Genomic DNA, 26,989 nt, shown 5'->3' with positions numbered 1-26,989 from the left:
CCGGGTGAGAACCGGGCCCGAACCGGACGCCGATCGTCACCGTACGTGATATCCACACCACCCCCATTCCTGACGTTACGTCAGTTCAGTAACCTGACATTGCGTCAGCTCTTCCTATTGGGCCAACCAGCAGGAGTGGGGCGAGATCACGATGCTCGGATCGACTCACGGCACCCTCACCACCAACTCCCGTCACGCCCGTGTCGTCGCCTGCGGCGAACACCCCGGGCCCGCCGTCCGCGTGCACGGCGTGGCCGCTCAGGACGGGGACGCGGACGTCAGCGGCCGGCCGCTGCACCGGACCATCCCCGACCTGGACCGCCTCTTCCGCCCCGAGTCGGTGGCGGTGGTCGGGGCGTCCGACGCCGAGGGACGCCCCAACGCCGGCATCACGCGGCAGCTGATCGGCTGGGCCGAGCGGGTGGGCGCCCGGATCCACCCGGTCCACCCCACCCGCTCCAGCGTCTTCGGCCTCCCCTGTGCCGCCTCCGTGGCCGACCTGCCCGGACCGGTCGACCTTGCCGTACTGCTCGTCGCCGACCCGCTTCCGGTGATCGAGCAGCTCGGCGAGGCCAAGGCGACTTTCGCCGTCGTCTTCGCCGCCGGCTTCGCCGAGACCGGCCCGGAGGGCGCCGCCGCGCAGGAGCGACTGGCGGACGCGGCGCACCGCTCCGGGCTACGGCTGCTGGGCCCCAACACCAACCTCAACGCCTTCGAGCGTTTCCGCGACGACCTCGACGGTCCGGCCATCGCCCTGATCACCCAGTCCGGCCACCAGGGGCGCCCCGTCTTCGCCCTCCAGGAGCTCGGCATCCGGCTCAGCCACTGGGCCCCGACCGGCAACGAAGCCGACCTGGAGTGCGCCGACTTCATCTCCTACTTCGCCGCCCGGCCCGAGGTGGGGGCGATCGCGCTGTACGCGGAGGGGCTCAAGGACGGCCGCTCCTTCCTGCTGGCCGCCGACCACGCCGCCCGCGCCAAGGTGCCGGTCGTCGCGGTGAAGGTCGGCAGGACCGAGGCCGGGGCCCGCACGGCCGCCACCCACACCGGAAAGCTGACCGGCGCGGACGCGGTGGTGGACGCGGCCATGCGGCAGTTCGGCGTGGTCCGCGTGGACGGCCTCGACGAGCTTCAGGACACGGCCGCCCTGCTGGCCCGCGCCCGTCCCCCGCGCGCCGAGGGCGTCGTCGTCTACGCGATCTCCGGGGGCACCGGCGCCCATGTCGCCGACCTCGCCGCGACGACGGGGCTCCCCCTCCCCGTGCTCTCCGCCGCGAAGCAGGCCGAACTCCACCAGTGGATACCGGAGTATCTGAGCGTCGCCAATCCGGTCGACAACGGCGGCCACCCGGTGGGCGACTGGCGTGGGCGGAAGATCATCGACGCGATCCTGGCCGACCCGGCGGTGGGGGTGCTGATCTGCCCCATCACCGGACCGTTCCCCCCGATGAGCGACAGGCTGGCGCAGGACCTGGCGGACGCGGCGGAGCAGACCGACAAGCTGGTGTGCGTGGTGTGGGGGTCCCCGGTGGGCACCGAGGACGCCTACCGCACCACCCTGCTCGGCTCGTCCCGCCTGGCCACCTTCCGCACGGTATCCAACTGCCTCACCGCCGTCCGCGCGTATCTCGACCACCATCGCTTCACCGCCGCCTACCGCTCCCCGTTCGAGGAGGTGCCCCGCGCCCTGTCCCCCTCCGCCCGCAAGGCGCGGGCGCTGCTCCGGCCGGGCCAGCAGCTCAGCGAGCACGCCGCGAAGCAGCTGCTGCGCGCGTATGGCATCCGCGTGCCGCGCGAACAGCTGGTCACCAGCGCCGCGGCGGCGGTGCGCGCCGCCGGACTGGTCGGTTACCCGGTGGTCCTGAAGGCGTCGGCCCCGCACCTCGCCCACAAGACCGAGCTGGGCCTGGTCAAGATCGGACTGACCTCCGCCAGCCAGGTCCGCGACGGCTACCGCGAGCTCCTCGACATCGCCCGATACGAGGAGATCCAGCTCGACGGCGTGCTGGTGTGCCAGATGGTGCGGCAGGGAGTGGAGATGATGCTGGGCGTCACCCACGACGACCTCTTCGGGCCCACCGTGACGACCGGGCTCGGCGGCGTGCTGGTCGAGGTGCTGGACGACGCCGCGGTGCGGGTGCCGCCCTTCGGCGAGGACCAGGCGCGCGCCATGCTCGGCGAACTCCGCGGCCATCGGCTGCTGGACGGTGTCCGGGGAGCGCCCCCGGCCGATGTGGACGCCCTCGTGGAGACCATCCTGCGCGTCCAGCGGATGGCCTTGGAACTCGGCGATGACGTGGTCGAACTCGATATCAACCCGCTGATGGTCTTGGAGCGCGGACAGGGCGCGGTGGCTCTCGACGCCCTGGTGATCTGCCGCTGAACCGCCCCACCGGACCCCATGGCGTCCCGACAGACCACGCGCCTGTACACCGCGCCATCCCGACGGACCACGCACCCGTACACCGCGCCATCCCGACGGACCACACACCCGTACACCGCGCCATCCCGACACACCACGCACCCGTACACCAGCCCGGCGGGCCGGGCGCCAGCCCGACAGGACCCACGCCCGTGAACCGCACCACCGATCTCCGCACCACTCCAACAGGCGCCACACCCGTGAACCGTCCCGCCGGAGCCCGCGCACCGACGGACCACGCGCCCTCACGCACCCGGCCACGCCCGGCCCCGCCCGCTGGAAAGGGGACTTCCCCATGTCCATGCACGACTCCCCCGTGTCCGCCGGCGCCTCCCCCGAAGCGCCGCCTGACTCCGTTGTACGGCACGCCACTGACAACGGCGTCTCGTGGCTCACCCTCAACCGCCCCTCGGCGCTCAACGCCATCACCCCTGACCAGCGCGAACTGCTGATCCAGCGACTCGGCGAAGCCTCCGCCGACCCCGCCGTGCGGGCCGTCGTCCTCACCGGCACGGGCAGGGGTTTCTGCGCGGGCGCGGACCTCGGCCGGTCCGCGACGGCCGAGCGCGTCGCGGGAGACGTGGCCCGGACGATCCGCGGTGGCGCGCAGCGCCTCATCGCCGCCGTCCTCGACTGCGAGAAGCCGGTGGTCGCCGCGGTGAACGGCACGGCGGCCGGCCTCGGCGCGCATCTGGCGTTCGCGTGCGACCTGGTCCTGGCGGCCGAATCAGCGGTGTTCATCGAGGTTTTCGTGCGCCGCGGCCTGGTGCCCGACGCCGGCGGCGCGTATCTGCTGCCCCGCCTCGTCGGCCCGCAGCGCGCCAAGGAGCTGATGTTCTTCGGCGAAGCGCTGCCCGCCGCGGAGGCCGAGCGTCTGGGGCTGGTCAACCGGGTCGTTCCGGACGCCGAACTGGCCGACACCGTCCGTACCTGGGCGCTTCGCCTGGCCGACGGCCCGACCCGCTCCCTGGCCCTGACCAAGCAGTTGGTCAACGCCTCGTTGGAGACCGACCGTGCGACCGCGTTCGCCGCCGAGGCGGCCGCGCAGGAGATCAACATGACGACCGCGGACGCGCAGGAGGGCTTACGGGCCTTCGTCGAACGCCGCAGACCCGAGTACCGAGGCCGCTAGGCCACGCCCCGGACCAGCCGGAACACCTTCCGCTCCGGAGCCGCCCCGGACCAGCTCGAACCTCCGAGCACCGCCCGGCCGGGATCCGAGCACCGCCCGGCCCCCGAGCACCGCCCGGGCCCGGGATCCGGGCACCGATCGCCCCGAACGGGCGGCAGCGGCGTACCCGTTGGCGCGCCGCACGCCTTCACATCTGACGACCCATCAGCTTAACTGGCGCCATGATGGGACACGCCGCGATGGCGGTCACCGCGGTCCGCTACCTGCGGTCGGCCGGGGCGCCGATCACGTCCCGGCGGCCGGTCGATCCGCTCCCGCCTCCCGAGCTCCGCGCCGTGCGCGACGACGAACACCCACCGCCGGATCAGCAGGAGTTCCGCCGTGTGCTGGGCCACTTCGCGAGCGGCCTCACGGTGATCACCGCGGAGGACGAGACGGGGCCGACGGGCTTCGTCTGCCAGTCCTTCGCCTCGCTCTCCCTCGATCCGCCACTGGTGGCCTTCATGGTGGGGCGTACGTCCACCACCTGGCCGCGTATCGCCCGCGCGGCGGCGTGCTGCGTGAACATCCTGGGCGCGGGCCAGGAAGCGTTGTGCCGCACGTTCGCGATGAGCTCCGCGCGGCGACCCGACAAGTTCGCGGGAGTGGCGTACCGACCGGCGCCCGTGACCGGCTCCCCCCTCCTCGACGGCGCGCCGGCGTGGCTCGACTGCGTGGTGCGCGCCGTGCACACCGGCGGCGACCATCTCATCGTCGTCTGCCGGGTGTCCGCGCTCGGCACCGACGAGTCCGCGGCGCTCACCGGCCCGCTGCTCTTCCACCGAGGCGGCTACGGGGGGTTCACCCCCCGACCCCAGGACCGCTGACCTCTCGTCCGACCCCGCGCCCACCTCCACGCATCGGCGCGTGTCACCCCTCGTACCTCGGGAAGGTGAGCACCGCGCGGGCCACGCGGCCGCGGCGGGTGTCGTCCACCGCCTTCGCGAAGTCGGCCAAGGGGTAGGTGCGGGTGACGAGTTCGTCCAGCATCAGCCGGCCGGCGCGGTAGAGCCGCGCGTAGAGGGCGATGTCGCGCTGTGGGCGGGACGAGCCGTAGCGGCAGCCGAGGATCGACTTGTCGAGGTACATCGAGGAGACACGGAAGGACGCTTCGGCGGTGGCGGACGGTACGCCCAACAGCACGGCTTGGCCGTGCCGACCGAGCAGGTCGACGGCCTGCCGGACGAGGCGTGCGCTGCCGACGCACTCGAAGGCGTGGTCAGCTCCGTGCGGCAGGATCCGGCGGACCTCGGCGGAGGAGTCCGGGGTGGCGGTGGCATCGATGAAGTGGGTGGCGCCGAAGCGTCGGGCCGGCTCCTCCTTGTGCGGATTGGTGTCGATGGCGACGATCAGCGACGCGCCGGCGAGGCGGGCCGCCTGGAGCACGTTGAGCCCGATGCCGCCGACACCGATGACGATCACGGTCTCGCCGGGGTCGACCCGGGCCCGGTTCAACACCGCCCCGACGCCGGTCAGGACGCCGCAGCCGATGAGCGCGGCCGAGGTGAAGGGGATATCGGAGGGGATCTTCACCGCCTGGACGGCCTTGACGACGGTGTGCTCGGCGAAGGCGGAGCAGGCCGCGAAGGCGTAGAGCGGGGCGCCGCAGGGTCGGGTGAAGGGCTGGCCCGGCCGGCCGATCGTCGCCCGGCACATGGTGGGGCGGCCACGAGCGCAGTCGGCGCAGTGACCGCAGTTGGCGACGGTGGACAGCGCGACGTGATCTCCGGGAGCCACATGTGTGACGTCGGGGCCGACCGCCTCGACCACGCCCGCGCCCTCATGGCCGAGTACGACCGGTACGGGGAAGGGGATGGTGCCGTCGATCACCGACAGGTCGCTGTGGCAGATCCCGGCAGCGGCGAGCGCCACCCGCACCTCGCCGGGGCCGGTGCCCCGTATCTCCAGGTCCTCGGCCACCCGGGCGCGGCGGCCGTCGAAGACGACACCCCTCATGGCTGCTGAGCTCCCCTCGTGTCCTCTCGGCGGCGCGCCGTCTCTCGCTCGGCGTCCTGGACTCTCTCCCCCGATCCGGACCGGGTCATGGTCAGGACGGCCAGACGACGGACTGGAGTTCGCTGTACGCGTGCAGACCGAACGAGCCGCCGTCGCGGCCGACGCCGCTCTCCTTGAAACCCCCGAACGGCGTCTCGGGGTGGCGCTGGACGGTGTTGATGCCGATGTTGCCGCTGCGCAGCCGGGCGGCGAGCTCCCAGGCCCGGCCGGCGTCGGCGCTGTAGATGTAGTCGTAAAGGCCGTAGGGGGTGCCGTTGGCGATCCGGACCGCCTCGTCCTCGTCCCCGAAGGGGAGGACCACCACGACCGGGCCGAAGATCTCTTCCTGCGCCACCGCCATGTCGGGGGTGGCCTCCGTGATGAGGGTCGGCGGTACGGAGAAGCCGGGGCCACGTGGCCCGGACTCGACGCCGCCGGGGGCGCCCCCGTCGCCACCTCGGACACCATTGCCACTTCGGACACCGCCGGCCCCACGGGAACTATCGGCCCCACGGGCACTGTCGCCTCCACAGGCACTGTCGCCCCCGCCGACCCCGCCGTCGCCGACGATCGCGCCGTCGCCGCCGATCGCGCCGTCGCCGCCGAGGGTGCGGCCCCCGCGGATGACCCGGGCGCCCTGTTCTCGGGCTCCGGCGACGTACGCCTCGACCCGGTCCCGCTGGGCGGCGGAGATCAGGGGGCCGACCATCGTGGAGTTATCCACAGGGTCACCGACCGTGAGCGACCCGGCGTAATCTGTGAGTGCGGCGACGAACGGCTCGTACAGCGATCGATGGACGAGTACCCGCGTCGGCGCCGTGCAGATCTGCCCACTGTGGAACGCCCAGGTCGAGCCGACCCCTCGCACCGCCGACAGGATCGTGCTCTCGTCGGCGTCCTCGAGGACGACGGCGGCGCCCTTCCCGCCCAGCTCCATCAGGGTGCGCGTCATCGTCCTTCCCGCGGACTCGGCGATCCGCTTTCCCACGGCGGTGGATCCGGTGAAGCTGACCATGTCCGTGTCCGGGTGGGCGACCAGGGCCGCGCCCACCTCGGCACCCGAGCCGGTGACGACGTTGAAGACGCCGTCCGGAAGCCCCGCCTCCTGGAATATCGGGCCCAGTTCCAGGCAGGCCAGGGGGTCTTGCGGGGCGGGTTTGGCGACGACGGTGTTGCCCATGGCGAGGGCGGGAGCGACCTTGCCCGCGAGATTGACGACAGGGAAGTTATAGGAGGTGATGCACGCGACGACACCTACGGGGCGGCGAACGGCGGCCGCGCCGAGCAGCCCACCGACGGCGAGCGGCGTGGCCCTGACGGGGCGCGGCGCGAGCGGGATGGTGTCGGACTCCACGGCACCGCGCGCATAGCGGCGGAACCGGTCCACGGCGGGAGGAAGTTGCATGGTGGTGGCCACGCGCATCGTCGCGCCGGTCTCCACCTGGAGGAGCGGCACCAGCTCACGGGCACGGTCGAGGAGCAGATCGGCGATCCGATCGAGGATCGCGGCGCGCTCGTTCGGCGCGGTGCGCGACCAGCGCTCCAGCGCCGCGCGGGCGGCTCGCGCCGCCGCGTCCACCTCCGCGGGGTCGCCGTCGGGGGCGTACCCGACGGGCTTCTCCGTCGCCGGGTTGATGATCGGGTAGTGGCCCCTGACGGGCGCCCGCCAGGAGCCGCCGATCCACTGCCCATAGCTCTTCGTCATGCCCGTGAGTCCTTCCGCCCGGGTGGGGGCAGCCGCCGTACGCCCTAGGGGTCGGCGTCCGCGGCGCCCCGTCCACCGCCTGGTCCGGGTCCTCGTTCCTTGGGGAGGTGAAGCACACGCTCGGCGATGATGTTGCGCTGGATCTCGTCCGAGCCGCCGTAGATCGTGTCCGCGCGTGAGAAGAGAAAGAGGCGTTGCAGGGCGTCGAGTTCATAGGGACGATCGGGCTCCCAGTCCGTCGGCCCGAGCGCCGCCGTGGCGCCCCGCACCTGCACGGCCAGCTCGCCGAGCCGCTGGTGCCAGCCGCCCCACAGCAGCTTGGCGACGCTGGGGGCGCCGGGACCCGCGGAGGCGCCGAGCGTGCGCAGGGCGTGCCAGCGCATGGTCTGCAGTTCGGCCCACTGCCGCACCAGCCGATCGCGTATCACGGGGTCGCGCGCGGCACCGGTGGTCAGGGCCAGCCGCACGATCCGGCTCAGCTCCTGGGCGAAGCCGATCTGCTGGGCCAAGGTGGAGACCCCGCGCTCCACGGCGAGCAGGCCCATGGCCACCCGCCAGCCGTTGCCCGGCCCACCGACGAGGTGTTCGGAGCGGGACAGCGCACCGTCGAAGAACACCTCGTTGAACTCGGCCGTCCCGGTCAGCTGGCGGATGGGACGGACCTCGACCCGACCGGGCTGGTCCATCGGAACCAGCAGAAAGGAGAGACCATGGTGGCGTTGTGAACCGGGCTCGGTGCGCGCCAGGACGAAGCACCAGTCGGCCTCCTGGGCCAGCGACGTCCAGACCTTCTGCCCGGTGACGCGGTAGCCGCCGGCCGCGTCGCGGACGGCGGCGGTGCGCAGTCCGGCGAGGTCGGAGCCCGCCCCGGGCTCCGAGTAGCCCTGGCACCACAGCTCCTCGCCCCGCGCGATGGGCGGCAGGAAGCGGTGGCGCTGCGGCTCGTCGCCGAAGGCCAGCAGGGTGGGCGCGAGGAGGTTCTCGCCGATGTGCCCGAGGCGGGCGGGGGCGCCGGCGCGAGCGTACTCCTCGGCCCAGACCACCTGCTGGGTCACGGTGGCGGCGCGGTTCCCGAAGCCGCCGTGGCCGCGGTCCCAGCCGAGGCCGATCCAGCCGCCCTCCCCCAACCGGCGCTCCCAGGCGCGCGGGGTGTCGTCGGCGGGGTGTGCGGCGAGCCAGTCGCGCGCCTCGGCGCGGAACCGCTCGTCCTCCGGTCCGAATGCGAAGTCCACGACGTCACCCGCCCTCTGGTGGTCTCATGCGTTGGGGCGGTGGTCGGCGGCCGCGGCGGCGGCCAGCTCCTCCAAGTGGGCCAGCAGGGGCATCGGGTCGGTTCCCACGGTGCCGGGGAGGAGTTCGGCGATGCGCTCCGGCGTCCAGCCGCCGTCGACGTACGCGGCGCGCAGCTCGCGGGGCTGCGCCCAGACGGCGATCTTGGACCCGGCGACGGTGTAGACCTGCCCGGTGATGCCCTCCCGGCGCGCCGGCTCGCTGAGCAGGTAGACGACCAGCGCGGCGACGTCCTCCGGTTCGCCGATCTCGGTCAGCTCCATCGGCACCTGGGCGGACATGCGGGTGCGGGCCACCGGGGCGACGCAGTTGGCCGTGACGCCGTACCTGTGCAGCCCGAGGGCGGCGCTGCGGACCAGGGAGATGATGCCGCCCTTGGCGGAGGCGTAGTTGGCCTGGGCGACGCTGCCCTGGTGGTTGCCGCTGGTGAAGCCGATCAGGGTGCCGGAGCGCTGGCGGCGCATCACGGCCGACGCGGCACGGAAGACGGTGAAGGTGCCCTTCAGATGGGTGGCGATGACCGGGTCCCACTCCTCCTCGGTCATGTTGAAGAGCATGCGTTCGCGCAGGATTCCGGCGACGCAGACGGCACCGTCGAGCCGGCCGAAGCGCTCCAGCGCGGTGTCCACCACGCGCTGGCCGCCCGCCATGGTCGACACGTCGTCCGTGACGGCCGCCGCCCGGCCGCCGCCCGCCTCGATCTCCTTGACCACCGCGGTGGCGACCTGGCTGGTGGGCTCGCCGCCGGCGAGCGAGACGCCGTAGTCGTTGACGACGACCTTCGCGCCCTCGGCCGCACAGGCCAGGGCCACGGCCCGGCCGATGCCGCGACCGGCGCCGGTCACGGCGACCACCTTCCCCGCCAGGAAGCCGTCCACGCCGCATCCCCTTCCGTCCGCTGCCGCCCCTCCGCTGCCGCCCGTCCGCCACGGTCCGTCCACTGCGGTGCGTCCGACACGGTCCGTCCGCCGCGGTCCGTCCGCCGTGGTGCGTTCCGGCGGTCCCCTCCGGGGATTCCCCTCCCGGAGTTTCTGACGGTCCGTTAGATTTTTGGGCAGACGACAGCCGAGCGCAAGCCCCGAGGAGGCCCCCATGCCCATGCCGGCCGCGTTCCACGAGATCGCCAAGCGCGTCAACAACTGGGGCCGCTGGGGAGCGGAGGACGAGATCGGCACGCTCAATCTGGTCACCGACGCGGTGGTGCGGTCGGCAGTCGCCACCGTGACCACCGGCCGCCGGATCCCGCTCGTCATACCGCTCCAGCACGACGGCCCACAGACCGGGTTGATCCCCGGGCGGATCAACCCGCTGCACACCATGACCGGCGTCAATGTCGAGCTGTTCGGCGCCGGCGCGGTCGCCACCAGCGACGACGCCGTGACGATGGGACTCCAGGCCGGTACCCACTGGGACGCCCTGGCCCATGTCTCGCACTCGGGCGTGCTCTACAACGGACGCCCCGCCGACTCCGTCAGCGCCCACGGCCGGGCGACGTTCGGCGGCATCGGCACCGTCCGGCACCTTGTCTCTCGCGGGGTGCTCCTCGATGTGGCGCGTGCCCACGGCGTGCCGGCGCTCCCCGGCGACCACGCGGTCACACCCGAGGACCTGGAGGCGGCCGAGGAGTTGGGCGGGGTCCGGGTCCGCGCCGGGGACGTCGCGCTCGTGCGGACCGGGCAGATGCGGCGGTATCTGGAGGGCGACAGGCAGGGGTACGCCTTCCCCTCCCCCGGTCTGTCGATCCGCACCCCGGAGTGGTTCCACGCCCGGGACGTCGCCGCCGTCGCGAACGACACGCTGACCTTCGAGATCGTCCCGCCCGAGATCGATGACCTCTGGCTGCCGGTGCACGCGCTCCACCTCGTCGAGATGGGCATGCCACAGGGGCAGAACTGGAATCTGGAGGAGCTGGCGGCGGCCTGCGCGCAGGAGGGACGGTACGCGTTCCTGCTGTCGGCGACGCCCGAGCCGTTCACCGGCGGAACGGGCGCGCCGGTGGCCCCGGTCGCCGTGCTCTAGCCACGCCGACCTCGTCACGAGGGGACGGGCGGATCGGTCGGGCGGCGGTGCGCCCATGCGCACCCCGAGCACGGCACGTCGCACCGCCACCCGTCTCCGGCGCCAACGCCCTGGTATCGCGCCGGGACGCGACCCGCACTCGCCGAGGACCAACCCTGCCGACGCAGGGGCCTCGGCGTCCCCTCGCGACGAATCGCTGCATCCAGGGTGATCACGGCGGCACGCCGCGTCAACACCTGGTCTGGACTTTGTGGGCTACACGCGGTTCGACACGGCGCACGACGGCTCATACGCCCCCGCCAGCACCGGCTCGCAGCGGTCCACTTCGCACCAGATGCGCTTGCCTGCGCCCTCGCGGTGCCAGCCCCAGCGGTCGGCGAGGCCGTCGACGAGCTCCAGCCCGCGCCCGTTGGTCGCCGCCTCGTCGGCGTGCCGCTGCCGGGGCGCGCGGGCGCTGGTGTCGGCGACCTCGACGCGCACGGTGCTCACCGCGGAGGAGCCGACCGGCGGCGCACCCTGGGACTGGCGGGGCAGGTGGATCACCAGCACGGCGGAACAGCCGGTGTGCACGACGGCGTTGGTGACGAGTTCGGAGATCAGGAGGATGAGGGTCTCGGCCAGCGGCTCATCGACGCCTATTCCCGAACCGGCGAGCCGTGAACGGGCCCACCGCCGGGCCCGACCCACTTCTGCGGGGTCAGGCCGGACCTCCATCTGCACCTGAAGCACCTGCACCGTTCACACCATCCGAACCGGCGGACACATGGCGTCACACCTCGAAAGGGTCACGGACTGTGACTCTCCTGCGAGACAGCATGGTTGACGTACAGTCACGCCAACAAGCGCTTCGGGCATATTCCAGCGCCAAGGAGTACGGGTGCTGCATACTGTGCGACGCACACCGCCGGGAGTCGAACAATGGCGCACCACGCGCCCCCGCTGCCCGCAAGCGGCGGGCATCGCATGCTCCGGCGCCGCCCTCCTGGCGACTCCGGGAACATCGCGCCTCGCAACCACTCGCACCCCACGGAGGGTACCCGAGCGGAACGCCGACTCCCCCTTGTGACGAGTCACACCTAGGACACAACCCGATATCAACGCTCGGTAACCTGCCCGGACTGAGAAGTCCAACGGTGTACGACGCCATCCCTCTCGCACCATCAATCCCCTCAAATCCACCCAAAAGCCATATCTCGCTCGTTCGTCAGCAGTGCCCTCGCGAGCTCCTCCTCCGCCTCGGCGGCGGTCGCCCACCGACTCGCCCGCAGCCACGCCCGCTTGAGATGGAGATGGACGTCGGACTCCCAGGTGAAGCCCGTTCCTCCGTGCACCTGGAGGCAGTCGCGGGCGTTGCGCACCGCCGCCTCGTCCGCGAGCAGCTTGGCCGCCGCGACCTCCGTCGGGTCAGCCGTCACCGCGGCGGCGTAGACGGCGGCGCGCGCCAGCTCCACCCGGACGAGCATCCGCGCGCAGCGGTGCTGTACGGCCTGGAAGGCCCCGATGGGCCGGCCGAACTGGCGGCGTCGGCGGGCGTGCTCCACGGCCGTCTCGACGGTACGGGCCGCGCTGCCCAGCTGCTGGGCGGCGGTGAGGAGAACGGCCTCCCGGCGCAGCACGGCCGCCGTCGGCGCGGAACGCCCACCCGCCGCCTCGCCACCGTCCACCGCGTCGGCCCCGGCCCCGGCCCCGGTCCCAGTCCCGGTCTTCCACCCGGCCATGCCCGGTGCGGCGGCCCGGTGCAGCGGCGTGGCCGGATCCAGCGAGCGCAGCGGCCGCGCGGAGCGCGCCAGCTCCTGGGCGGGCAGGACGCGTACCGCGGCGTCGTCGAGCACGAGCACGGCGTCGGAGGCGGTCAGATGCTCGACGAGCCGTCCGCCGGCGGACCCCGGGTCGTACGCCGTGACCACCGTGTCGCCCCGTGCCGCGCCCGGGACCAGAGGCGCCGCCAGATGGGTGGCGACGAGCGGCCCGGGGAGCAGGAAGCGCCCGGTCTCCTCGAAGGCCAGCACCGCCTCCGGCAGCGCAAGGCCGACCCCGCCGTCGGCCTCGGGGAGCCGTAACCCGAAGAAGCCGGCCGCTCCCAGTTCGCGCCACCACCTACCGACCATCCCGAAGGTCTCGCCGACCGCCCCGGAGACCGGCCCGACCGCCCCGGAGACCGGCCCGACCGCCCCGGAGGTCTCGCCGACCGCCCCGGAGGCCGGCCCGACCGCCCCGGAGGCCGGCCCGACCGCCCCGGAGGCAGCGCCCACCGGCCCCTCCGGCTCCGCCGGCCCCGCCCACCCCGCCGCTCCCGGCGGCCGCCCGGCCGCTTCTCCGGGCGGGCCGTCCACATACGCGCGCAGCGCCGCGCGGTCGGCATGACGGGACAGGATGTCCCGCACTCCGGCCCGCAGGGCCCGTTGGTCGTCGGTGAGCTGGAAGTCCATGCTTGGGTTCACCGTCCCCGCGGCAGGCCGAGGACGCGCTCGGCGACGATCGTCCGCTGGATCTCGGAGGTGCCGGCGGCGATGGTGTACGCGAGCGCGGAGAGCCGGGCCGCGACCCATTCCCGGTCGGCGTCGAGGGCGTCCGCGCCCAGCACCTCGGCCGCCGCCTCGAACAGCTCCTGCCGGGCGTCGGCGTAACGGAGCTTGAAGACGGAGGCGCCGGCACCCGGCACACCGCCCGTGCGCTGGGCCGCGGCGACGTTCCACTGGGTGAGCCGCCACAGGGCGGTGAAGTCGGCGTGCAGCCGCCCCAGGCGGCGGCGCAGCACGGCGTCGTCCCAGGTGCCGTTGGCCCGCGCGGCGCGGGCCAACTCCCCCAGTACGCGTCGGCAGGCGACGACCTCCCCCACGAAGGCGGTGCCGCGTTCGAAGGACAGGGTCACCATGCTCACCCGCCAGCCGTCGTTCTCCGCCCCGATCCGGTGGCCGACCGGCACCCGCACCTCGTCCAGGAAGACCTCGGCGAACTCCGCCGTGCCGGCGAGCGTGCGCAGCGGCCGCACCGTCACCCCCGGCGCGTCCATCGGCATCGCCAACCAGGTGATGCCCCGGTGCCTCGGCCCACCCCCGCCCCCGCCCGTACGTCCGCCCCCGCCCACAGCGCCGGCCACGTCCGCGCGCCCGCCCGCGCCACCGCTCCCTCCCGTACGTCCGTCCCCGCCCGCGCCGGCACTCCCGTCTGCCTCCGGCGTGGGGCCCGTCCGCACCAGCAGTTCGCACCAGTCGGCGACCTCCGCGTGCGAGGTCCAGATCTTGGAGCCGGTGATCACGTACGCGTCGCCGTCCCGCACCGCGCGGGTGCGCAGGGCCGCCAGGTCGGACCCGGCCTCCGGCTCGGAGAAGCCCTGGCACCAGACCTCGTCGCCGCGCAGGATCGGCGGCAGCCAGCGCGCCCGCTGCTCGGCCGTGCCCTCGGCGGCGATCGTCGGCCCGGCGTGCAGCAGGCCGACGAAGTTCGCGCCCACATAGGGCGCCCCGGCCAGCTCCGTCTCCTCCAGGAAGATCAGGTGTTGGGTCGGGGTGGCCCCGCGGCCGCCCGCCTCGACCGGCCAGTGCAGCCCGGCGTATCCGGCCTCGTACAGCATCCGCTGCCAGCCGCAGTCGTAGGCCCGCCGAGCGGGCCAGTCGGTCGGGTCGGGCCGGGGCGGCAGCTCGCGCAGCGCCTCGCCCAGCCAGGCGCGCAGCCGCGCCCGGAAGTCGTGTTCCTCCTCGGTGTCCGCCAGCTCCACCCGCGCCTCACCCGTCCAGGTCCCGAGCCACGCCCGGGTCACCAGCCACGCGCGGGTCCCCCACGACGTCCAGCCCCCGTTCCATGTCCCGAGCCACGCCCCGGTCCCTATCCCGGTCCGGATCCCGGTCCAGATCCAGGTCGAGCATCCGGATCGCGTTGCCCCGCATCAGCTTGTGGATCGTCTCCTCGTCCAACCCCCGCACATGCTCCAGCGCGACCTGCTTGGTGTGCGGGAAGGTCGAGTCCACGTGCGGATAGTCGGTCTCGAAGGTGGCGTTGTCGCGTCCCACCACATCGAGTGAGGCGACTCCGTGTTTGTCGCGGAAGAAACAACAGAAGATCTGCCGGTAGTAGTACGTGGACGGCGGCTCGGGGATGAGGTCGCGGACGCCGCCCCACGCGCGGTGCTCCTCCCAGACGTCGTCCATCCGCTCCAGGGCGTAGGGGATCCAGCCCATCTGGCCCTCGCTGTAGGCGAGCTTCAGCCGGGGGAAGCGAACCAGCACCCCGCTGAACAGGAAGTCGGCCATCGACGCCATGGCGTTGTTGAAGGACAGCGACGCCTGCACGGCGGGTGGGGCGTCCGGGGAGGCGGCGGGCATCTGGGAGGACGAGCCGATGTGCATGTTGACGACCGTGCCCGTCTCCTCGCAGGCGGCGAAGAAGGGGTGCCAGTGGCCCGAGTGGATGCTGGGCAGTCCGAGATAGGTGGGGATCTCGCTGAAGGTCACCGCGCGGACCCCGCGCGCCGCGTTCCGGCGGATCTCCGCGACGGCCAGCTCCACGTCCCACAGCGGGATGAGGCAGAGCGGGATCAGCCGCCCCGCGCTGTCGCCGCACCACTCCTCGACCATCCAGTCGTTGTAGGCGCGCACGCAGGCCAGGGCGACCTCCTTGTCGTGCGCCTCGGCGAAGGTCTGCCCGCAGAACCGCGGGAAGGTGGGGAAGCAGAGCGACGCCTCGACGTGGTTGAGATCCATGTCGGCCAGCCGTGCCTTCGGGTCCCAGCAGCCGCGCCGCATCTCCTCGCGGGTGATCCCCTCCAGCGTCATCTCGTCCCGCGAGAAGCCGACGGCCGCGATGATCCGCTTGTACGGGAACAGCTGCCCCTCGTACTCCCACCAGTCGGTCGGTGGACCGTCGGGGTCGGTGGTGATCCGGTACTTCCCGCCGACGTAGGCCAGCTCCCCGATCCCGGCCGTGAGCGGCCTGGGGCCCCGGTCCCGGTACTTCGTCGGCAACCACGTCTCGAAGAGGTGCGCGGGTTCGATGACGTGGTCGTCGACGCTCACGATGCGCGGCAGCTCCATGGCGCCTCCCGTCCGATGGGCTCTCGGATGCCGGCGACCGGGTCCGCACACACCCGAGAATCTGATACACCGTCAGAAATAGGCTAACCGCGCCGCCTCTGGACCAGCAAGGCGTGACGCCCTACCCTCCCCGCAGCGCGCGCATCTGACTAACCGTCAGCCAACGGAGGCGGCCATGCCCGACACCATGGCGGAACTCGGCACGTCAGCGACGCTGTGGGAGTTGCTCGACCGCCGCGCGGAGCTCACCCCCGACGCTCCCGCGCTGCTCCAGGCCGCCGACTCCGCCCGCCACGACCGGCGGATGACCTTCGGCATGCTGCGCGCCCGCGCGGAGCGCGTGGCGGCCGGACTGTTCGAGCTGGGTGTGAGGCCCCGCACCCGGGTGGCCTGGCAGCTGCCCACCCGCATCGAGACCGTCGTCCTGGCCATGGCCCTGGCCCGGCTCGGCGCGGTCCAGAGCCCGCTGATCCCCGCCTACCGCGACCGCGAGGCCGGCTTCGCGCTGCGCGCCGCGCGGGCCGCGTACTTCGCCGTCCCCGCGCGGTGGCGCGGTTTCGACCACATGGCCATGGCGCACCGGCTGGCCCTGCGACTGCCCGACCCCCCGCTGGTCTTCCCCGCCTACGACACCCTCCCCGAGGCCGACCCGGCGTCCGTGGCACTGCCCCCGCCGCCCGCCGACGGGACCGAGGTCCGCTGGATCTACTGGACCTCCGGCACCACCTCCGACCCCAAGGGCGTGCTGCACACCGACCGCGGCCTGATCGCCGCCGGCCGCTGCCTGGCCCGGGCGCTGCGGCTGCGCCCCGACGACGTCGGCTCGATGGCCTTCCCGTACGCGCACGTCGCGGGGCCCGACTACACCGTGCTGCTCCTGCTGACCGGCATCCCGGCCGTGCTGCTGGAGCACTTCGCGCTGCCCGGCTCGCTCGACGCCTACCGCCGCCACCGGGTGACGACCGCGGGCGGTTCCACCGCCTTCTACGCGATGTTCCTGGCCGAGCAGCGCAAGGACCCCGCGCGGCGGCTCCTTCCCAGCCTGCGGCTGCTGGCCGGCGGCGGCGCGCCCAAGCCGCCCGAGCTCTACCACGACGTCGTCCGCGAGCTGGGCTGCCAGCTCACCCACGGCTACGGCATGACCGAGGCCCCGATGATCACCATGGGCGCTCCGGACGACACCGCGGAGCACCTCGCCACGACCGAGGGCCGACCGCCCGAGGACATGGAGATCCGCGTCGTGGACGCCGCCGGTCTACCGCTGCCGGCGGGGGTGGACGGCGAGATACGGCTGCGCGGCGAGGCCGTGTGCGCGGGCTACCTCGATCCGGCGCATACCGCCGCCGCCTTCGACGCGGACGGCTTCCTGCGCACCGGCGACCTCGGCCACCTCACGGCCGACGGCCACCTGGTGCTCACCGGCCGCGCCAAGGACGTCATCATCCGCAAGGGCGAGAACATCTCCGCCAAGGAGATCGAGCACCTGCTGTACACGCACCCCGGCGTCCAGGACGTCGCCGTCATCGGGCTGCCGGCGCCGGACGGGGTGCGGGGCGAGCTGGTGTGCGCCGTCGTGGAACAGCCGCCGGAGGCCCGCCCGCTGACCCTCGACGACGTCACCGCCCATCTCCGCGCCGCGGGGCTGGCCGCGCACAAGCTGCCGGAGCGGCTGGAGGTCGTGGACGCGCTGCCGCGCAACCCCACGCTCCACAAGGTCCTCGCCTACAAGCTACGGGAGCGGTTCACGGCTCAGCCGCCGAAGACTCGGTAGGCGACGCCCCAGCGGTCACGACGCCCGGCCGCGAGCGACGCCCCGACGGTAGGCCACGCCCCGGCGCTGGGCGACCCCCGGCGCTGGGCGACCCCCGGCGCTGGGCGGGGCCTCAGCCGCCCCCGGTGCGGTAGGTCGCCATCGCCTGCTCGAAGAATCGCGCCACCGCGCGGCGTTCGCTGTCGGGGCCGATCACCTGGACGAGGTGGTAGCGGCCGTCGAGCAGCATCGCCAGATTCCGCGCGTACACCTGGCGGCCGCTGCTGTCGCGCCAGCTGAAGGCGCCCTCCGCCATCGCCGTACGACCGACGTCGGTGCGGCGCAGCCGGGACGAGGAGGACCACTCGGACTCCCGGAAGGCCGCCAGCTCGGGCTCCCTGTCCTGCTGGTACGCCATCGGGTCGGCGCCGAACCGCGACGCCTTGTCCCGCCCGGCGACGACCACCAGCTCGAAGTCGCCGCCCCGGTCCACGTAGCGGATCTGGCCGCGCGCGTTCTCCTCCCGGCGCTGCCAGTCCTCGTGCACCGCGATCTGGAAGCCCTTGGGGTCCTTGCGGACCACGAAGCCCTTGGCGAGCCCGTCCGGCGTCGTGGACTGCGGCTGCCGGGCGCTGGAGCCCGCCGGCCCGGCGCCGGTCTCGCCCTCGCCGCCGGCCGTGGTCCGGCTGGGCACCGCGGAGGTCCGGGTGCCCGTGGAGCCGGTGCGGTCCTCGCCCTCGCCCTCCTTCTCGGGCATGAACAGCATCGCGTACAGCACCACGGCAGCGAGCAGCAGCAGTATGGCGGTGAGCAGGATCCGACCCAGATGACGCGGACCGCGCGCGCCGCGCGGTCCGCGGGACCCGCCGCGGCCGCTGCCGAGCCGGGGCTCACGACTGATCCTGGGCTCCCGTTCCCGCCGGGGCTCACGGCCGCGGAGCGACTCGCGGTTACGGAGGGGCTCGCGCGGGCCGCCCGACAGCCGCGCGGTGCGCGGCTCGCGCGGATCGCCGCCCGTCCGGCCCGCCCGGGGCGTCTGCGCCCGCCCCCGCTTGTGCCGCCCGTGCGGGGGCACGCCCGCGGCGGCGTCGCCCCGGCCGCGGCCCCTGCGCACCAGCCAGCCGCGCCGTCGGACGATGGGCAGCCGCTTGGGGTCGACAGGGCCGCCCGCGCCCGTGGAGGGCACGACGACCGTACGGCTGCCGACGTCCGGCTCCGGCGCCGACCGGATCAACGAGCGCAGCCAGCCGCGCAGCTCCTCGACGTCCGGCCGCTCGGAGGGCTCCTGGCGCATCAGCGACTCGACGACGGGGCGCAGCGGACCGCACTCCTCGGCGTACGCGGGTGCCTCGGCGCACACCAGTTGCACCAGCTCGGCGGCGCTCTCCTCCGGGTACGGGGCGTGGCCCTGGACCGCGCGGAAGAGCAGCGCGCCGACGGCCCACAGGTCGGTGGCCGGGCCGACCGGCGGCGCCAGCTGCCAGTTGGCGTGGACCGGGCCCGCCTGCTCGGGCGCCCAGCGCTCGGTGACCGCCCCGACCACCAGGATGCGCGCCTGGCGGGCCCGCTCCGCGGCGAGCGCGCCGGCGGGGCCGTGCCCCTCGGCGCCGGCTCCGGCGGCCGCGCCGGGTGAGCCCGTCGGCTCGGCTCCCGGGAACCCCGTCTCGGGGAACGGCCGCGCGGCGGACGCCTCTCCCGGGAACCGGTCGTCAGGAGCGACCGCCCGCGCGCCCGCGCGATAGGCCGCGATCGCGCCCGCGCGGGGCGCGCGCAGCGGCTCGCGGTCGTCGTCGCCGGCGGACTCCCAGTCGCGCTCGGGCTCCTCGTCCTCGTCCCCCTCGGGCCCCTCCGCCGGATCCGCGGCGGGGCCGCGGTCGGCTTCGAAGGCGAGCGGGCCGTGCCCGGACACCGGGCCGGGGCCGGTGGCGGACTCGGCCCCGGAGCCCTGCCCGGCGGCCACCGCGGCCGCCGGCACCGGGTCGTAGCCGCACAGCGCCTCCTCCGCCGCGCCGGCCGCCAGGCCGGTGAGCATGGCGCGGCCGTCCTCGCAGACGAGGACCGTACGGGCGGTGATGTTGCGGTGGACCCAGCCGTGCGCGTGCAGGGCGCGCAGGGCGGTGAGGACGTCGGCGGCGATCTCGGCCGCGCGATGGGGCGCCAGGGTGCGCTCCGCGAGCAGCGCGGCCAGCGGGCGGCCGACGACGAACTCGCTCACTATCCACAGACTGCCGTCCTCCACGAAGACGTGGAAGACCTGGTCGAGCCTCGGGTGGTCGGGCAGTGCCGCGGCGGCCGTGGCAGCCTCGACGGCGCGTCGCACCAGAGGGTCGTCGACGCTCCGCGCGCCCGACCGCCCCATCCGACCGAGGGGGCCGCCGACGAGCCCACCGGCTCCGGGGCCGGCGCCGAAGCGTCCGTCCGCGCCGGCGCTCAGCACCTCGGCGTCGACGACCTCGGGCAGCGGGATCTGCCGGAGCTGGACCTCCTGGCCGCTGTAGGTGTCGAACGCGCGGGTCTCGACGAGCTCGTACTCGTCGGAGGGCGGCAACGGAAGGCGGTAGCGGTCGGCGAGCACACGTCCCGCGTAGTCGTCCACGACGCCTCCCCCAGCGCGCTCTCCCCGGCCCCCACGCGCAATCCCAGTCGTTTTCCCGCCTGTTGCGGCGTCATACGCCCACCGCCTATCACCATACGTGCCCGGGGCGGGCGCCGGGGGCCGGTCCGCTCAGCCCACCCGCGATTCCCCACCCGCGATTCCCGGTCCGGATGTCCCGGTCCGCGATGTGCCGGTCCGCGATGTGCCGGTCCGCGATGTGCCGGCAGCGCCCCGGATCAGTCGACGGACTTGAAGGACGCGAAAGCGGTCTTGCGGAGCGCCTGGCACTCCTCTTCGTCCCACTTGTCCTTCTCGCAGGTGATCATGATGGCGTAGCCGTGCGAGTCGTCCACCTTGAAGCCCCGGTTGAGCACCCGCACCCGGGTGCCGCCCTGGTCCCGCTCGAACTGCCAGTCGGCCACGGTCGGGAAGCCGCGCCAGTCGACCTCCTTGATGCCCAGCCCGCGGTAGCCGCTCATCGTCTGCCGGGCGCCGGGCTCGGCCGCCCGCCAGGCCGCCGCCGCGTCGTCCTTCGGGTTGGGGTTGAAGTCGATCTGCACCCGCGGGAACTGGTCCGAGGAGCGGTATATGCGACCGCCGCTGTAGTTCGGGACGGGGTGGCCGTCCCATCCCTTGGGCAGACCCATGACGAAGTGGAACGCCTCGTCCTGGAGTCGCTCGTAGCCGCTCGGCAGCGCGTCCTTGCCGGCGTCGCCCTTGTCGGCGTCCTTGTCGGCGTCCTTGTCCGCGTCGTCCTCGGGCTTCTTGTCGTCGGACTCGGCGTCGTCCGAGCCCTCCTCGGCGTCGCTCTGCGGCTCCCCGCCGGCCTGCCCCTGCTGGGAGTCGGCGGACGAGCCCGAGCCGTCCTTGTTCTCCACGCCCTTGTCGCCGGCGTCGCCCCGCTCCTTGTCGGCGCCCGCGCTGGCCCCGGTCGAGGCGGAGGTGTTCTTGGCGCCGCTGTTGTCGCTATCGCCGCCGCTGAGGACGATGGCGAGCACGGTGCCCACGATGGCCAGCGCCACCACCACGGCGATGATCACCAGGGTGCGGCGGGGCACCACATCGGTGATCGATGCGCGCGGCGGCGACGGCGGCGCGGGCGGGGAGACGGACGACGGCTCGGAGCGCCGGACGGAGGACGCCGCGCCACGCCCCGACCGCAGCCCGCCGCGCGTGCGGTCCGGGCGGTCGGCAGCCGTGCGGTCGGTGCGCTCTGGTCGGTCGGCGCGCTCCGCGCGGGGCGCGGCGGTGGGTCGGCGAGGGGCGGTGGGCGGCTGCGCCGGGGGCGGCGGCGTGGGCAGCGCCATCGTCCGGGTCGGTTCGGCGATCGCCGACACGCCCTGGGGCTCCTCCGACGCGTTCATCGCCTCGGTCAGCAGCGCCCGCGCGCCCGCGTCGTCCAGCCGCCGCTGCGGGTCCTTGTCGAGCAGGCCGTAGATGACCTCCTCCAGGGCGCGACCGGCGTTCTTCGGCGGGTCGACCGGCTCGGTCATCACCGCGGTGAGGGTGGCGATCGCGCTGCTCTTGTCGTACGGAGGGACGCCCTCCACCGCGGCGTACAGCAGTCCGCCCAGCGACCAGAGGTCGGCCGGCGGACCGGGCTTGTGGCCGCGGGCCCGCTCCGGGGAGATGTACGAGGGCGCGCCGACGAGCATGCCGGTGGAGGTGACCGACGGGTCGCCCTCCACCTGGGCGATGCCGAAGTCGGTGAGCACGACCCGGCCGTCGTCGGCGATCAGCACGTTGGACGGCTTCACGTCACGGTGCAGGATGCCCTCGCGGTGCGCGGCGCGCAGCACGTCGAGCACGGCCAGACCGACCTCGGCGGCGCGGCGCGAGGCCAGCGGCCCGTCGTCCCGCACCACGTCGGCCAGCGAGCGGCCCTCGATGAGCTCCATGACGATCCACGGCCGGTCGTCCTCGTCGACCACGTCGTAGACGGTGACGGCGCCGCTGCTGCGGATGCGGGCGATCGCCTTCGCCTCGCGCAGCGTGCGGGTGATGAGCCGTCGCTTCTCGTCCTCGTCGACGCTGGACGGGAAGCGCAGCTCCTTGACCGCGACGACACGCCCCAGCGTCTCGTCACGCGCCCGCCAGACCGTGCCCATGCCGCCTCGGCCGAGGACCCCGTCGAGCCGGTACCGCCCTGCGAGGAGGCGCCCGGTCGTGTCCTGCGTCTGCTCCGCCTCCGACATGCGACCCCTCTGGAAATTCTGCTAATCAACCCACCCTGGCAGAGCGACCATTGTCTCTCATCCGAAGAGCGGCGGAAGTCCCGGGTCCGCTCCGCGGCCCGTCAAGGGGGGAACGACCTGGGACGATCGGGTAATTCCGTACGAGACGAAGGGCCGGCGATGCAGAACCGCAACCGAGCGCTCCGCGTGGCGGCCGCGGTACTCGCGCTCGCCCTGGCGGCGACGGCGACCGGTTGCGGGTCGGCCGTGGAGCCGCGCGACGGGCGGCACGGCGACCGGAGCGAGGAGCGCCTCGCGGCCGCGCTGCGGCGGATGGTGGCGGAGGGCCCGGCGCCCGGCGGCGCGGTTCTGGCGGCGGTCGGCGGCCGGACCCGCTTCTCCGCCGCGGGGACGGCGGACCTGCGCACCGGCCGGCCGGTGGGCCGCACGGACCGGTTCCGGGCCGGCAGCCTCACCAAGACCTTCCTCGCCACCGTGGTGCTGCAACTGGCGGCGGAACGGCGGCTCGGGCTGGAGGACACGGTGGAGGCACACCTGCCGGGCCTGGTGCGCGGCCGGGGCAACGACGGCCGACAAGTCACCGTGCGTCAGCTGCTGTCCCACACCAGCGGGCTGTACGACTACACCCGCGACCCCGCCTTCGCGCGGCGCGCGTTCGGGGCGGACTCCGCGGAGCACCGACTCGACACCCACGCGCCGCGCGCCTTGGTACGGACCGCGCTGGCCCATCCGCCGTCCTTCGCCCCGGGCGACGGCTGGCGCTATTCCAACACCAACTACCTGCTCCTCGGCCTGATCGTGGAACAGGTGACCGGGCACCCGTACGCGGCCGAGCTGCGGCGCCGCGTCATCCTCCCTCTCGGGCTGACCGGCACCAGTCTCCCGGGCACCCGCGCGGGGCTGCCCGCGCCGCACGGCCGCGCCTACTCGGCCCGCGCGGGGGCCGGCGCCGGCTCAGCGGCCCCGCGCGACGTCACGGAGCTCAACCCGTCCGTGGCCGGGGCGGCGGGGGAGCTGGTCTCCACCCTCGACGACCTAGCCCGCTTCTTCGGGGCGCTGCTGGACGGACGGCTGCTGCCGGGCCCTCAGCTGCGCGCGATGCGCGACACGGCGGCCTCCGACGGTCGATACGGGCTGGGGCTGTATCCCGTGCGGCTGCCCTGCGGGGTGACGGTGTGGGGGCACAACGGCGTCATCAGCGGCTCGTACGCGCTGGTCGTCGGCGCGCCCGACGGCCGGCGGGTGCTGGCCTACCGGCTGAACGACGACGCGCGACCCGCGCGGGCGAGCGAAGGCGCACTGCTGCGGGCCGAGTTCTGCCCACCCGAGGCATAACGCCACACAAGCCGCAGCACACGGCGGCCAGAACACGGCCGGACCGACTGCACGCCGAACACCGACCGCCGCCCGCGCGGGAGACCGACGGGACACCGGGCGCCGGACACCGCCCCGCGCGGGAGACCGGACACCGGACGCCGCCCCGCGGTGCCAAAGCGCGCCCGGACCGGCTGGACACCGGGCACCGGGCACCGTCCCGCGTGCCTAGACCGGCTGGATGTCCGGTGCCCCCAGTCGCGCCGCGTCCGCCGTCTGGTCGTCGGGCTGCCGCTGCGACTCGCGCTCCGCCTCCACCCGCTTCTCGTAGTGCTCGACCTCCTTGTCGACGTGCTCCCGCTCCCAGCCCAGCACCGGCGCCATCAGCTCGGCGACCTCCCGGGCGCAGCGGGTGCCGCGGTCGAATGTCTCGATGGAGATCCGGGTGCGCCGGGTCAGCACGTCGTCCAGGTGCCGGGCACCCTCGTGCGAGGCGGCGTAGACGGCCTCCGCGCGGAGATAGTCCTCGGCGCCGCCCAGCGGCCGGCCGAGGCCGGGGTCGGCGGCGATGAGCTCCAGGACCTCGTCGGCCAGCGAGCCGTACCGCCGAAGCAGGTGCTCCACGCGGGCGACGTGCAGGCCCGAGCACCGGGCGATGCGGGCGCGGGCGTTCCACAGCGCCGTGTAGCCCTCGGCGCCGGCCAGCGGGACGTCCTCGGTGCAGCACTCGGCCACCCGGCGGTCGAGGCCGTGCACCGCCTCGTCCACGGCGTCCTTGGCCATCACCCGGTAGGTGGTGTACTTGCCGCCCGCGACCACCACCAGGCCCGGCGCCGGATGCGCCACGGTGTGCTCGCGCGAGAGCTTGCTGGTGGCGTCCGACTCCCCGGCCAGCAGCGGGCGCAGCCCGGCGTACACGCCCTGGACGTCCTCACGGCTCAGCGGCACCGCCAGGACGGAGTTGACGTGGTCCAGGAGGTAGTCGATGTCGGCGCTGGAGGCGGCCGGGTGCGCCTTGTCCAGGTCCCAGGGGGTGTCGGTGGTGCCGACGATCCAGTGCCGGCCCCAGGGGATCACGAACAGCACGCTCTTCTCGGTGCGCAGGATCAGCCCGGTGGTGGAGTGGATGCGGTCCTTGGGCACCACCAGGTGGATGCCCTTGGAGGCGCGGACGTGGAACTGTCCGCGTTCCCCGATCATCGCCTGGGTGTCGTCCGTCCACACCCCGGTGGCGTTGACCACCTGTCGGGCGCGGATCTCGAACTCGGCGCCCTCCTCCGCCGCCGGCGCCTCCAGGTCGCGCACCCGCACGCCGACCACTCGCTCGCCCTCGCGCAGAAAGCCGACCGCGCGGGTGCGGTTGGCGACCCGCGCGCCGTAGGAGGCGGCGGTGCGCACCAGGGTGGTGACGAAGCGCGCGTCGTCCATCTGGGCGTCGTAGTACTGCAGGGCGCCGACGAGGGCGTCCTTGCGCAGGCACGGGGCGACGCGCAGCGCGTGCCCGCGGGTGAGGTGGCGGTGGACCGGCAGGCCGCGGCCGTGGCCCGAGGAGACCGACATGGCGTCGTAGAGCGCCACGCCGGAGCCCGCGTAGAGCCGCTCCCAGCCGCGGCGCTGGAGGGGGTAGAGGAACGGTACGGGCCGCACCAGGTGCGGGGCGAGCCGCTCCAGCAGCAGCCCGCGCTCCTTGAGCGCCTCCCGCACCAGCCCGAAGTCCAGCATCTCCAGATAGCGCAGCCCGCCGTGGATGAGCTTGCTGGAGCGGCTGGAGGTGCCCGCGGCCCAGTCCCGCGCCTCGACCAGACCGGTGGACAGCCCCCGGGTGGCCGCGTCCAGCGCGGTGCCCGCGCCGACCACCCCGCCGCCCACGACCAGCACGTCCAGCTCCCGGTCCGCCAGCTGGGCCAGTGCCTCGGCACGCTCGGCCGGTCCCAGAGTCGGTGTCCTCATCGCTGCCTCCCGTTGCGGTGGCGGTGGGTGATCGGAGTCCCGTCCTCTTGTTCCTCTTGCCGTCTTGTCGATTCTGACCGCGGCCCGGGCGGACAGCCAGCCTGTGCGGGCCGCACGGGTCCGACACCCGGCCCGACATCGACGCAATACTGAATACGAGTCATATTTCCGCTTAGTCTGCAATTGAGCCTGTCACTGCGCCATCCGGAACGTCCCCGGGAAGGACCGCACGACGCCATGCCCGCAGATCTCGCCGTCATCGGACTCGGCCACCTCGGCCTCCCGCTCGCCCAGGCCGCCACCGCCGCCGGCCTGCGCACCGTCGGCTTCGACCCCGACCCGGACGCCGTGGCCGAGCTGCGCGCCGGCAGACCCCCGGTCGAGGGCTCGCTGTCCGCCGCCGAGGTGCGCCGGATGGTCTCCCGGGACTTCCAGGCCACCACCGACCCCGCCGCGCTCGGCCGGGTGCGCACCGCGGCGATCTGCGCCCCGACCCCGCTCGGCGAGGACCGGGCGCTGGACCTCACGGCGGTCGGCGAGGCGGCGCGCACCCTGGCCCCCCGGCTCGGCCCGCACACCACCGTTCTCCTGGAGTCCACCGTCTACCCCGGAACGACCGAGGAATTCCTGCGGCCGCTGCTGGAGGAGGGCTCCGGGCTGCGCGCCGGGCGCGACTTCCACCTCGCCTACGCCCCCGGCCGGCTGGACCCCGGCAACCGGACGTACTCCCTCGCCAACACCCCGAAGGTGATCGGCGGCCTCACCCCCGCCTGCACCGAGGCCGCGGCCGCCTTCTACGGACGCCTCGCGGAGAAGGTGGTGCGCGCCCGCGGCCCGCGCGAGGCCGAGATGGTGAAGGTGCTGGAGACCAACTACCGACACGTCAACATCGCGCTGGTGAACGAGATGGCGGTGTTCTGCCACGACCTGGGCATCGACCTGTGGGACGTGATCCGCTGCGCCGAGACCAAGCCCTTCGGCTTCCACGCCTTCCGTCCCGGCCCGGGGGTGGGCGGCCACGGCGTGCCGATCGACCCGAACTACCTCACCTACCAGGGCCGCAGTCTGGGCTACCCGCTGCGCATGGTCGAGCTGGCGCAGGAGGTCAACGGGCGCATGCCGCGGTACGTCACCCAGCGCTGCGCGACCCTGCTCAACGAGCACGGGAAGTCCGCGCGCGGCGCCCGGGTGCTGCTGCTCGGCGTCAGCTACAAGGCGGACGTGGCCGACCAGGAGGGCTCCCCGGCCCGTGAGATCGCCTCCCGGCTGCTGGAGCTGGGCGCCCAGCTGAGCTACCACGACCCGCACGTCCCCCAGTGGCGGGTGCTCGGCCAGCCGGTGCCGCGGGCCGACTCGCTGTACGAGGCCGCGGCCGCCGCCGACCTCACGGTGCTGCTCCAGCCGCACCGCACCTACGACCTCCAGGGGCTGGCGGTCAAGGCACAGCTGCTGCTGGACACGCGCGGCGCGAGCCCGGCGGGCGCGGCACACCGACTGTGAACCGCGCGGGCGCCGATGCCGCCGCGCCCCGCGCCCCGCGCCCGTCACCCGG

At 73.9% G+C, this 26,989-nt stretch carries 18 protein-coding genes; 7 read left to right on the top strand and 11 right to left on the bottom strand.

The annotated features are described in order from the left end of the window. Positions 1-151 precede the first annotated feature (151 nt). The 3 genes from CD790_RS01285 to CD790_RS01275 all read left to right on the top strand — a co-directional run bounded on the left by CD790_RS01285 (position 152) and on the right by CD790_RS01275 (position 4,420). The gene (locus tag CD790_RS01285; RefSeq protein WP_144381069.1) at positions 152-2,383 is read left to right on the top strand and encodes an acetate--CoA ligase family protein; all 2,232 of its coding nucleotides are present in this window, start codon (positions 152-154) and stop codon (positions 2,381-2,383) included. A gap of 340 nt (positions 2,384-2,723) precedes the next feature. Then, positions 2,724-3,554 carry an enoyl-CoA hydratase/isomerase family protein gene (locus CD790_RS01280; protein ID WP_144381833.1) on the top strand — a complete coding sequence of 277 codons (831 nt, stop codon included), beginning with the start codon at positions 2,724-2,726 and terminating at the stop codon, positions 3,552-3,554. A gap of 221 nt (positions 3,555-3,775) precedes the next feature. Beyond that, on the top strand, positions 3,776-4,420 hold the full coding sequence (locus CD790_RS01275) for a flavin reductase family protein (RefSeq protein ID WP_260867260.1): 645 nt from the start codon (positions 3,776-3,778) through the stop codon (positions 4,418-4,420). A gap of 43 nt (positions 4,421-4,463) precedes the next feature. Here the strand turns inward: CD790_RS01275 and CD790_RS01270 are convergent, their stop codons facing one another. From CD790_RS01270 to CD790_RS01250, 4 genes are all read right to left on the bottom strand, one after another. Then, a complete protein-coding gene (locus CD790_RS01270; RefSeq protein WP_144381067.1) occupies positions 4,464-5,549 on the bottom strand; it encodes a Zn-dependent alcohol dehydrogenase in 1,086 nt (361 codons plus the stop codon). Positions 5,550-5,640: 91 nt separating this feature from the next. Then, on the bottom strand, positions 5,641-7,293 hold the full coding sequence (locus CD790_RS01260) for an aldehyde dehydrogenase (protein WP_260867259.1): 1,653 nt from the start codon (positions 7,291-7,293) through the stop codon (positions 5,641-5,643). 44 nt (positions 7,294-7,337) lie between these two features. Beyond that, positions 7,338-8,525 carry an acyl-CoA dehydrogenase family protein gene (locus CD790_RS01255; RefSeq protein WP_144381065.1) on the bottom strand — a complete coding sequence of 396 codons (1,188 nt, stop codon included), beginning with the start codon at positions 8,523-8,525 and terminating at the stop codon, positions 7,338-7,340. Between the two features lie 24 nt (positions 8,526-8,549). Further along, the gene (locus CD790_RS01250) at positions 8,550-9,461 is read right to left on the bottom strand and encodes an SDR family oxidoreductase (RefSeq protein WP_144381063.1); all 912 of its coding nucleotides are present in this window, start codon (positions 9,459-9,461) and stop codon (positions 8,550-8,552) included. 214 nt (positions 9,462-9,675) lie between these two features. Here CD790_RS01250 and CD790_RS01245 point away from each other — a divergent pair, with 214 nt between their 5' ends. Beyond that, positions 9,676-10,602: a cyclase family protein gene (locus tag CD790_RS01245; protein ID WP_144381062.1), complete on the top strand. Its 927-nt coding sequence runs from the start codon at positions 9,676-9,678 to the stop codon at positions 10,600-10,602. 255 nt (positions 10,603-10,857) lie between these two features. Here the strand turns inward: CD790_RS01245 and CD790_RS01240 are convergent, their stop codons facing one another. The 4 genes from CD790_RS01240 to CD790_RS01220 all read right to left on the bottom strand — a co-directional run bounded on the left by CD790_RS01240 (position 10,858) and on the right by CD790_RS01220 (position 15,632). Continuing rightward, on the bottom strand, positions 10,858-11,337 hold the full coding sequence (locus CD790_RS01240) for an ATP-binding protein (protein WP_144381060.1): 480 nt from the start codon (positions 11,335-11,337) through the stop codon (positions 10,858-10,860). Between the two features lie 434 nt (positions 11,338-11,771). Next, positions 11,772-13,031 (bottom strand): acyl-CoA dehydrogenase, encoded by a 1,260-nt coding sequence (locus tag CD790_RS01235; RefSeq protein ID WP_144381058.1) that lies wholly within the window; start codon positions 13,029-13,031, stop codon positions 11,772-11,774. A gap of 8 nt (positions 13,032-13,039) precedes the next feature. After that, positions 13,040-14,320 (bottom strand): acyl-CoA dehydrogenase family protein, encoded by a 1,281-nt coding sequence (locus CD790_RS35465; RefSeq protein ID WP_260867332.1) that lies wholly within the window; start codon positions 14,318-14,320, stop codon positions 13,040-13,042. 7 nt (positions 14,321-14,327) lie between these two features. Further along, positions 14,328-15,632, bottom strand: coding sequence for an amidohydrolase family protein (locus CD790_RS01220; RefSeq protein ID WP_260867258.1), 1,305 nt, complete (start codon positions 15,630-15,632; stop codon positions 14,328-14,330). 175 nt (positions 15,633-15,807) lie between these two features. Here CD790_RS01220 and CD790_RS01215 point away from each other — a divergent pair, with 175 nt between their 5' ends. Beyond that, positions 15,808-17,403, top strand: a complete 1,596-nt coding sequence (locus tag CD790_RS01215; RefSeq protein ID WP_144381056.1) for an AMP-binding protein — start codon at positions 15,808-15,810, stop codon at positions 17,401-17,403. Positions 17,404-17,515: 112 nt separating this feature from the next. On the opposite strand, the gene CD790_RS01210 is transcribed toward CD790_RS01215, so the two are convergent. Together CD790_RS01210 and CD790_RS01205 are read right to left on the bottom strand one after the other, a co-directional pair. Then, a complete protein-coding gene (locus CD790_RS01210; protein WP_144381054.1) occupies positions 17,516-19,978 on the bottom strand; it encodes a protein kinase in 2,463 nt (820 codons plus the stop codon). Positions 19,979-20,214: 236 nt separating this feature from the next. Next, complete coding sequence (locus CD790_RS01205) at positions 20,215-22,173, bottom strand: serine/threonine-protein kinase (protein ID WP_144381052.1); 1,959 nt, start codon at positions 22,171-22,173, stop codon at positions 20,215-20,217. 159 nt (positions 22,174-22,332) lie between these two features. On the opposite strand from CD790_RS01205, the gene CD790_RS01200 reads away from it, so the two are divergent. Continuing rightward, a complete protein-coding gene (locus CD790_RS01200; protein WP_144381050.1) occupies positions 22,333-23,508 on the top strand; it encodes a serine hydrolase in 1,176 nt (391 codons plus the stop codon). A 207-nt stretch (positions 23,509-23,715) separates the two neighbouring features. On the opposite strand, the gene CD790_RS01195 is transcribed toward CD790_RS01200, so the two are convergent. Continuing rightward, on the bottom strand, positions 23,716-25,437 hold the full coding sequence (locus CD790_RS01195) for a glycerol-3-phosphate dehydrogenase/oxidase (protein WP_144381048.1): 1,722 nt from the start codon (positions 25,435-25,437) through the stop codon (positions 23,716-23,718). Positions 25,438-25,674: 237 nt separating this feature from the next. Between CD790_RS01195 and CD790_RS01190 the strand changes: the two genes are divergently transcribed. Continuing rightward, positions 25,675-26,937, top strand: a complete 1,263-nt coding sequence (locus tag CD790_RS01190; protein ID WP_144381046.1) for a nucleotide sugar dehydrogenase — start codon at positions 25,675-25,677, stop codon at positions 26,935-26,937. Positions 26,938-26,989 lie beyond the last annotated feature (52 nt).

This window comes from Streptomyces sp. SAJ15 (assembly GCF_007595705.1).
Classification (GTDB): Bacteria; Actinomycetota; Actinomycetes; order Streptomycetales; family Streptomycetaceae; genus Streptomyces.
Note: the sequence above shows the minus strand (reverse complement) of the source record. Positions and strands in the feature narration are given on the sequence as shown.

What these genes read in the sequence shown, in the direction of transcription:
- CD790_RS01285 (WP_144381069.1), top strand. Translation starts at nt 152, where the DNA reads ATGCTCGGATCGACTCACGGCACCCTCACCACCAACTCCCGTCACGCC.
- CD790_RS01280 (WP_144381833.1), top strand. Translation starts at nt 2,724, where the DNA reads ATGCACGACTCCCCCGTGTCCGCCGGCGCCTCCCCCGAAGCGCCGCCT.
- CD790_RS01275 (WP_260867260.1), top strand. Translation starts at nt 3,776, where the DNA reads ATGATGGGACACGCCGCGATGGCGGTCACCGCGGTCCGCTACCTGCGG.
- CD790_RS01270 (WP_144381067.1), bottom strand. Translation starts at nt 5,549, where the DNA reads ATGAGGGGTGTCGTCTTCGACGGCCGCCGCGCCCGGGTGGCCGAGGAC.
- CD790_RS01260 (WP_260867259.1), bottom strand. Translation starts at nt 7,293, where the DNA reads ATGACGAAGAGCTATGGGCAGTGGATCGGCGGCTCCTGGCGGGCGCCC.
- CD790_RS01245 (WP_144381062.1), top strand. Translation starts at nt 9,676, where the DNA reads ATGCCCATGCCGGCCGCGTTCCACGAGATCGCCAAGCGCGTCAACAAC.
- CD790_RS01235 (WP_144381058.1), bottom strand. Translation starts at nt 13,031, where the DNA reads ATGGACTTCCAGCTCACCGACGACCAACGGGCCCTGCGGGCCGGAGTG.
- CD790_RS01220 (WP_260867258.1), bottom strand. Translation starts at nt 15,632, where the DNA reads ATGGAGCTGCCGCGCATCGTGAGCGTCGACGACCACGTCATCGAACCC.
- CD790_RS01215 (WP_144381056.1), top strand. Translation starts at nt 15,808, where the DNA reads ATGCCCGACACCATGGCGGAACTCGGCACGTCAGCGACGCTGTGGGAG.
- CD790_RS01205 (WP_144381052.1), bottom strand. Translation starts at nt 22,173, where the DNA reads ATGTCGGAGGCGGAGCAGACGCAGGACACGACCGGGCGCCTCCTCGCA.
- CD790_RS01200 (WP_144381050.1), top strand. Translation starts at nt 22,333, where the DNA reads ATGCAGAACCGCAACCGAGCGCTCCGCGTGGCGGCCGCGGTACTCGCG.
- CD790_RS01195 (WP_144381048.1), bottom strand. Translation starts at nt 25,437, where the DNA reads ATGAGGACACCGACTCTGGGACCGGCCGAGCGTGCCGAGGCACTGGCC.
- CD790_RS01190 (WP_144381046.1), top strand. Translation starts at nt 25,675, where the DNA reads ATGCCCGCAGATCTCGCCGTCATCGGACTCGGCCACCTCGGCCTCCCG.